Source organism: Methylobacter psychrophilus, assembly GCF_025583945.1.
Classification (GTDB): domain Bacteria; phylum Pseudomonadota; class Gammaproteobacteria; order Methylococcales; family Methylomonadaceae; genus Methylobacter_C; species Methylobacter_C psychrophilus.
Map to the genome: position 1 here is coordinate 1 of NZ_JAOEGU010000085.1, position 8,053 is coordinate 8,053.

Here is an 8,053-nt window from a genome sequence, read left to right on the forward strand (position 1 = left end):
ACGCTTGCTGCGGATTATTCGGCTGACTACTCATTACGGTTCATCCCCACGGGTGTGGGGAACGCAGATAACAATCGTTTTTATATTTCTTTGCGGCCGGTTCATCCCCACGGGTGTGGGGAACGCTTTTATAAAAAATTCGCAGAGGAACAGGGTGGCGGTTCATCCCCACGGGTGTGGGGAACGCTATAATCTAAATAGATTTGATTTGTTTACCAGCGGTTCATCCCCACGGGTGTGGGGAACGCATCAATTATAAGAGTGTTCATGGCTGGTCTACCGGTTCATCCCCACGGGTGTGGGGAACGCAATCGTTATATTCAGGTTTCCACAAAACTACGCGGTTCATCCCCACGGGTGTGGGGAACGCTAGTTAAATATCAATCATTGTGTGAAAGCCTCCGGTTCATCCCCACGGGTGTGGGGAACGCACCGCAAATGATTACGTTATATTGGCTCCAGACGGTTCATCCCCACGGGTGTGGGGAACGCACTGATCATAACATATTGTTAATCATAAGAAATAACGGTCTCTTATTTTCCACCAAAAAAACAGCTGTTTTTTAGCCTTAAATTGTTAAAGAGCGTGATCTTATTTTTGATCTTCAACAGGGTAAAAAGAAACCAATTTTAATCCGTCAAACTCGACGGGTAAGCGCCGATTTTTACCCAAGGTTATAAAATCAAAACCGGATTCGGTATTAGTACTCCAAGTCATAATTGCATTACCTTCTTCAATACCTTGTTCAATTTGCGACCAAAGCATTTCTCTCACTTTAGCCGATAAATCGCCAACATAAACGCCCGCCCGAATCTCGATTAGCCATACCGCTAATCGACCTCTTAATCGATGCGGCACATTTTCAACTACGATGACCAACATCGCCGATACTCTCTGGATTAGGAATGGCTGGTGCGATATTCTCTTCAGCCGCCTTGGGTAGTTCAAATTCGCCGGCAGCCAGCACCTCTTCAATGGTAGGAATAATTTTTCTGAGAATTTTACTTTGCCGAAAAATATCGCGGCACATTAACCGTACTTCCCGTTCCGGATCATGATAATTTTTAGCAGCAATTTTGAAGGCATGGGGAATAATTGCGTCAAATTTAAACAGATCAGCAATATCGTAAACAAAAGACAAGGGTTTGCCAGTGTGGATAAATCCGATGGCGGGCGCATAACCCGCTGCCAAAACCGCCGCTTCAGTAATACCATAAAGACAGGCTGTCGCCGCACTGATACAACGATTTGACGTATCACCTGCTTCCCATTGGGTATAGTCATAATTACGCCCTTTCCAATCGACACCCGCCTGCTTGGCCAACAATTGGTAAGTTTTTTTAACACGAGAGCCTTCTATACCTCGCAACTGTTCAACACTGCGGCGTTCGGGCGGTTTTTCGCCAAAGCGAATTTCATACATTTTACGCACAACTTTTAAGCGAGCATCATCATCCAAAGCTAATTTGGCTTGATACAACAAACGATCTGACCTTGCTCCACCGGGTTGTCCTGCGGCATATAACCGAACTCCGGCTTCACCTATCCAAACCAACAACGTCCCTGCCCGTGCAGCTAAAGCGACGGCATGATGCGAAACTCGAGTGCCTGGCTCAAGCATGATACAAGCCACACTGCCAACGGGAATATGGGTACGAATACCGGTTTCATCAATAACGACAAAAGCGCCGTCTTTAACATCAATTTGACCTTTTTCCACAAACACCATAGAAACACGTTCTTTCATGGTGATAGGTTTTAAGGGTGGCAGCATAATTATTCCTTCAATAAATGGTTTTGAAAGGGTGAATAGTTTTTGGCAGACTGATTTTAATAATGAGCCAAACGGTTGAAAGTATTCGGCTGCAGCTTACTATTTAAAAAAAACAACTGGTGAACCGCCTCGCCGGTATGAACAATCCGGGTATAAAAATCAGCATCAGAGACTTTCAGAATGATTAAACCAGACTTGGACAGCTAGGAAGCCTCTTTATCTGAATATAAACAAGTTGTAAATAATGCATACCAGCCATATTGTTAAGTTGCAACATGTGCTTTTGCTTTGTGCTGTCCTGTTTTTATCATTAAAACGCGTGTATGGATAGTTCACTAGCGCCTATGGAAAGTCCGCTGGCGCGCATGGGACGTTACTGAAATAACGACCCGCTGAATGCCTTGATAGCTATGGCCTACGCGATTCCGGAGGAGCCTTCCATACGCGCCAATGGAAGACTAGTACCCACTATTCTTTCTTCCAATAGCGCTATTGAGGATTTTCTACTCAGGTTTAATCACCGGCAACTCTAAATCAGTATGCTCACTGGCTTAATAAGCCATATCGTGCGTAACAATTAAGCGTTGGCTGGCAGATTTCACTTGCCCCATGAAATTCAATTGCAATTAAATCCTGGCTAAAGAAAGCAAACCGCACCCAAAAGCTTTGGCAGGGCCGATGCCTTGTTTGATTTTACAAGGGAAATCATCTGATTATCTCTGCAATAACGCATGTAAAAACTCAGGAGCCAAATCAGCTTCGTTAGGCCAAACCACAGTAGATAATTCTTTATTCAACTTAACCTGACAGAATAAAGTCAGGTCTTTAAGTGGTTCAAATACTGTTCCCCACAGTTCATCCTCTAAATTGACGATGCCTTCTGAAGTATCGTTAAAACGTAGCCACAATTGATAATCGTGAAGATAAATAACGTTTGTTATCTGTAAGATCATTTGTAAGCGCCAAAAGATACCCAGCAACAAATTAAGCCACTGATAACCATAGCTTTTAGCCACATCGCCGTATCAGTAGCAATCCACAACCAAAAGCCTTTGATCTGCCAATACCTGTAAATAAAGCATCCTTAAATTTATCTATATCAGTTACTTGTAGCTCACCGGTAAAATCGACTGAGCTAAAACCTGACTTATCACCTTTACACCCTTTTACAGACAAACTATGCCATTGATAAGCACTGTTTTGCAGTTTGCTTAAATCATTGTCGTCAGTAAGCAGCTTAAATCCCAGTCGTTCACCCTGATTTTTAAACCAGTTTTCAAGAGATCTATCAATACAGGATTTTAGTGCCCATTCCAAAAGTTCAGAAAGTTGTTTGCACTGCTGTAATTTCTCGGCATAAAGTGGATCAGCTTGTAGTATGTCAGTAAGACGCTGACTGAATGCTTCTCCACCTTTATCCAAAAGAAGTTTTTTATAAGCACTCTTTTCCTGTTTTTCTGGCAACTGAGTTTCAAGATTGAATTCTTTAACCAGTAATTTTAAAAACTGCTGCTGTGCATCCATGACTACATCATGTTTTTTACCGAGCCTTGTCACCACTGGATTGGCTCGACATTCAAAGGTCAAATGTTGCCAGACTGCCAATTGTGGTTGATAATTTTTAAAATCAACACTGAATAACTCATTTTCGATTGGCTTGGTTTGCGATACCAAATAATAAACAGATTCGCCGCGCACAGTGGGCAATGCTCCCAATTGTTCACGGGCGATTTCTTCGCGGTATAAAAAAGTTCTTTGCTTTTCTTCCGGGAACAAATCCCATAACAGACGATGAATACCGTAAACATTGCCTTCCAGCACTTTACCTAATTGCGATGATTTAAAAATATTAGGACGAATGCGAACTCTGGAAAAATACATTACGCTCCTCCCGAACAAAATAAATAATGCTCTTGGCGCGGCATAAACTGCCAGCGCTTACGAGATAACGGTTGATCATGCCGTGTGCGCGTTTGTCGCCGAGTTAAAGCCAAAGTATCATCGGAAAAATCCTCCGGCAGTCCTTCCCAGTAATAATGGCGATCATTCGGCCGACCCAACCAGTCATAATCACGTTGTGCCAACGTGCCATCACTTGCGATTGATGTCGGCAACATGGGTTTATGTTGGTAGGCTTTAAATGCGGAAAAATAATTAGCTTGGTCAGTAATAAGCTGAGGCTGCAAGGGCGCTGCCAAAGGGCAGGATTTACGTCCCAGATACAAATGATATTTAGGCTCCAACAAAGCGGCCTGAATTTCAGCCAACGCAAAAGGAGCATTAGCTAAAGTACGAACAGCAACCAGCGCCAATGCATCAGTGCGATATTCGCGGCTGGATAAAATAGTACCCAAGCGCTGTTTGCCTAAAATCAATTCATCACGTCGAGTGCGATAAGTAAACTTACCTACCGAGTCGGGCACTTGCGTCGTGTGATAATCACGCAGCAAATTTCCGACAGCCACAACTTCCACAGCCAACGCATAACCTTGTTGCAGGTGTTGCTGTTTTTCTTCATCGTCGCGAGCAATGCCCAGCGCGGCTGCCAACAAGCCGATAATGGCCGATTTACTAGGGTAATTGGCGGTGTGGCGATTTTCACCAACGGCAATTTCACCCCAGCTTGCCATCGGCCCATATAAACGAAATACCAGAACATCCATAGCGCCCCCCTTTATTGACCGACAAAATCCAGCAGTTCAGCCAAAGTACCCTGCTCTTTTGAGACATTCAGCTCACAGCGAGTATCCGCACAGGCACCGTAGACTTTATCAAAACTATCTTTTTGTTTGATAATGGCGTTAATCGAATCGGCGATGAAATCTTCGTTTTCACGATGATTAATGGGTTTAAGGTAGGCAATTGATAATGATCTTGGTTGTTGATTGCCCCTTTCAGCCAGCACATACGAGGCATAAGCGCGAGACGCAAAGCTGTTTTGTTTACCTTCGGGAGCGACTTTAACCGCTGCTTCGGTTAGAGCGCGAATGGCTTTGTTTGCCAGATCTTCATTACCGTCCAGATTTTTAACCAGCAATTCGCGGTTGATACAAATGTAGGAATAAAACAAACCGGCAGCAAAACGTGTTTCGCCGATGTGGGCGGCGCCCGCATCTTCAAGGCCATTATTGAGATCATCAACAGCCGTGAAGTAATCATCTTCGATCACCACTGGATGTACGCTGATGGCATGAGCGACTTGACAGGCAGCTTCAATATTAAAAGAAGGACTGGAAGCTAACATACGACCAAACATAGCGATGTCCACTGAACTTTTACCTTCAGTTAATACTTTGTCGGCCAAGTACTTTGTAATCACGACATTTGCTTTTTTAATATCGTCACTCTTTTTCTTTTGATCTCTTTTTTCAATTAGATCGACTAGTTCAGTTGTAAATTCAGTTTGTTTATTTTCAACTATCAATCTAACTATTTCATTAACTAAGTTTTCAAACCCTTTAGCTTCAATATCTGATATTTGAGTCAATTGGCTCAGTTTGTTCTCATCATTTTCCATCGCCCCAAACGCTCGACAAAGATCTTTTGACCATTTTTCAGCAACAGCTTCTTCAATGTTCTGCTTAAGCAAATACGGTTTTACCCATTCCATTGAAAATGATTTTGAACGTGCACCAGTATTCGCTGGGATTTTTGTTTCAAACAAATTCACCTTTTTCCCATCCGATACAGTTTCTTCAAAAATCTCTGATGTTCTCCAAGTTCTCTTAAGACACTGCGAAGAAACCCTCAAGCGATCGTAACCGCCCATTTTTGCAGTTTTTGGACTGCCTTGGTCGTCACGATTCAAATTGGCAGGCGGATAAGCAGTTAGTAAATGTAATTGTATAAAACGACTCATGTAGTCTCTCCTTAGTCAGATTTTTTAGGTAAAGCAGTGAAGTAATCGGTGGCCCAGCGAACCGCCAGCCGGTTAGATGGATGTCTATCAAGCTGATGTTCAAACTCTTTATGCCAATGAATAATATCGTTGGCTAACGAAAGAATATTGACATTACTACCCAGTAATTTAATGGCTCTGATAATACGACGATAAAAATCATCGGTGGTTGGGCTTTTTTGTAATTGCTGAAAACGTAATTCACTCATGGGAGCCTTGCTTTTGTCTTTCATTGGCGTTGCCAACTGCTTGGCAAAGCTGAATGGCGTATCGCCCTTCTTAACCTGTGAAAGTAAACCAGCAATAGCCGCAGAAACATATAATTTCTGATCTTGAGGCAATTTTTGAGGAAACATTTCAGGCATTTTTGCCAAGAAATGAAAAAATGCATCCGTTAATAAAATATCTTCCGGGCTTTCTGCTCGACGTAACCGAGCGCGGTCACCGCGATTATCGTCCAACCCTATATGCCAACTTTGTAAGGCGTGTTGTTCCGCTGTATTTAAAAAATAGTAGTCTTCGCTCATCAGGCTGCCTCCTCTGGTTTAGCTTTTGCTTTAAGTGCTTTAATAATTTTGTTGCCATAAAATTTAATGCGTAAGGCTTTTTGCGCAGTCACAATCCGCTTTAAATTAAGATCTTCCGGTGTTGATGCCAAGGTTGCCGTTTCAAAAACATGATTCATCTGTTTTCTAAGGGTTTCATGCCAGCTTGCGTAAATTTCACTCGGTGCCATTCGCGTATCCTCCGGCAGCATCGCCAGTTGCTCCAGTAAACGGTAAAAATCCATTTCTGTGGCTTGCCAAAATTGCGCGTCAATTTGGCTCATATCACCCTTAGCATCTTTCGGATGACTAAACCAGGCTGATTTCACTTCTTCACGTAGCATTTTGACTGTTTCTTTGGCCGCATTAACAAACTCAGCCGCCCAATCAGTCAGATTGTTACGTTGCATTTCGCTAAGGTAATAGATGGGGAATCTTGATTCATACCAACACCTTGCTTTCATGTTGTCCATATCGTAACCAAAGCACCAAAGTGAAACTGCGCCACTGTCACTTATAATTCTGCCACGTTCTTGGTTATATAACTGTACGGTTTTTGACGCTTTATCGCCGTTATCATTATCTTGCAAAGTGATACCTAGCCAATGCCGATAACCTAAGCCACCTTGTTGTCCTTTCAAAGATAACGGGAGATTAACTTTTTTCGAGTCGAAACGATAAGGCGTTAAAGGATGTATCCAGGCACCATCATAGTTAGTGCCATAATTTTTTGTTCGATAGGCCTGATATAAAAGCTCCGCATGATTGCCACACAAATCGCAGTCAGTATTGGCTATTTTTGTCGTCAAGCGGATACGACGCGGCATTCCCCAGTACGCATGCAATGGATGAACCTCGGCTGGCGAGGTGATTTTACCCTTTTCGGAAACACGGGTTTTACCCAGCCAAGGCAAGATGCTTGAATCGATTTTTTCAGCAGGTTCCAGTTCCTCTTGGTTCAACACATTCAACCAAAGTTTTTGCCATAAAGTGGCCGATGGGTCTTTTGGAAAAATTAAGCTTGTTAGCGGCCCACCGCCGCGAAGTCCTACACGATGTCCAACGCCACCGGAAGGCGCGTTGGTTTGTAGCGTAAATAAAGCTGTTGCAGTACAACTTGGACAAAGCTGATTGGCGCGATCGCGCTTAACGAAGTGGTCAAGATTATCTTTAAGTGTTTTTCCACCCGGTGATTCGATCAATAATGCCGAAATACCTTTAGTTTCTCCATCGGGCAAATCAAAATCCTGCAAAAATGCAGGGCCATCGACAGCATCCAACTCGAACGCAAACGCAACCTTTTCTAAACAGGCCTGCAATTCATCCGGTTCAGGCGATTGCTGCCAATAATCAAGCCATTGATCTTCATCTTCTGGCGCAAAACAGGTTTGCAGCGTACCGATTAACAACTGGTACAAAGCGCCCTGAAAATCTGGCCTTGATGCAGTAATTTCAACAACTGGATTATCTACTTCAGTAATTTGCCACGGGGCGATAATGTCCGGTTGTCCATTTTGACGAATAACGGGTATCCAGTGGTCAGTCATTAAATTCATGTGTTCTCCTTGGCTTTCAAAAGCCGTTTATACACTAGACATCTTTCCTAAATAATCGACATAGAATTTGGCCTTTATAAGGTTAAAATAGCGATCTACCTCTGAAAACACGGATAGCCATGACTCCTTATACCCAATTACCAAGACACAAACCTGAAGAATTTTTAAGGACTGTCGGCCTGTCACCAGAAGATTTTCTGCATCTTCACGGTAAGCTGGCGACTTACCTGGACGAACAAAAAGTCCTTAATCCACTGACTAGACGGGGACGAAAAGACT

Annotated in this window: 8 protein-coding genes, 1 pseudogene and 1 CRISPR repeat array; all 9 genes and pseudogenes read right to left on the reverse strand. The window is 43.1% G+C overall.

What is annotated here, in order from left to right:
- Positions 1-36: 36 nt before the first annotated feature.
- Positions 37-492: direct repeats of the CRISPR family, unit length 29 nt; unit sequence CGGTTCATCCCCACGGGTGTGGGGAACGC.
- Positions 493-592: 100 nt separating this feature from the next.
- Entirely contained in the window at positions 593-883 is a 291-nt protein-coding gene (cas2e, locus tag N7974_RS19515; protein WP_243218080.1) for a type I-E CRISPR-associated endoribonuclease Cas2e, read from the reverse strand.
- On the reverse strand, positions 864-1,775 hold the full coding sequence (gene cas1e, locus N7974_RS19520; RefSeq protein WP_262967214.1) for a type I-E CRISPR-associated endonuclease Cas1e: 912 nt from the start codon (positions 1,773-1,775) through the stop codon (positions 864-866). The genes cas2e and cas1e overlap by 20 nt, the downstream gene beginning before the upstream one ends.
- A 626-nt stretch (positions 1,776-2,401) precedes the next feature.
- A pseudogene (locus N7974_RS20845) lies at positions 2,402-2,473 on the reverse strand (type I-E CRISPR-associated protein Cas6/Cse3/CasE); the annotation flags it as partial.
- 15 nt (positions 2,474-2,488) lie between these two features.
- A complete protein-coding gene (locus tag N7974_RS19525; RefSeq protein WP_243218082.1) occupies positions 2,489-2,791 on the reverse strand; it encodes a DUF2442 domain-containing protein in 303 nt (100 codons plus the stop codon).
- Positions 2,784-3,656 (reverse strand): type I-E CRISPR-associated protein Cas6/Cse3/CasE, encoded by an 873-nt coding sequence (gene cas6e / locus N7974_RS19530; protein ID WP_262967215.1) that lies wholly within the window; start codon positions 3,654-3,656, stop codon positions 2,784-2,786. Before cas6e ends, N7974_RS19525 begins: the two co-directional genes overlap by 8 nt.
- The gene (gene cas5e, locus N7974_RS19535) at positions 3,656-4,438 is read right to left on the reverse strand and encodes a type I-E CRISPR-associated protein Cas5/CasD (RefSeq protein ID WP_243218084.1); all 783 of its coding nucleotides are present in this window, start codon (positions 4,436-4,438) and stop codon (positions 3,656-3,658) included. The genes cas6e and cas5e overlap by 1 nt, the downstream gene beginning before the upstream one ends.
- A gap of 11 nt (positions 4,439-4,449) precedes the next feature.
- Complete coding sequence (gene cas7e, locus N7974_RS19540; protein ID WP_262967216.1) at positions 4,450-5,634, reverse strand: type I-E CRISPR-associated protein Cas7/Cse4/CasC; 1,185 nt, start codon at positions 5,632-5,634, stop codon at positions 4,450-4,452.
- An 11-nt stretch (positions 5,635-5,645) separates the two neighbouring features.
- Positions 5,646-6,200 (reverse strand): type I-E CRISPR-associated protein Cse2/CasB, encoded by a 555-nt coding sequence (casB, locus tag N7974_RS19545; protein WP_262967217.1) that lies wholly within the window; start codon positions 6,198-6,200, stop codon positions 5,646-5,648.
- Positions 6,200-7,774, reverse strand: coding sequence for a type I-E CRISPR-associated protein Cse1/CasA (gene casA, locus N7974_RS19550; protein ID WP_262967218.1), 1,575 nt, complete (start codon positions 7,772-7,774; stop codon positions 6,200-6,202). The genes casB and casA overlap by 1 nt, the downstream gene beginning before the upstream one ends.
- Positions 7,775-8,053 lie beyond the last annotated feature (279 nt).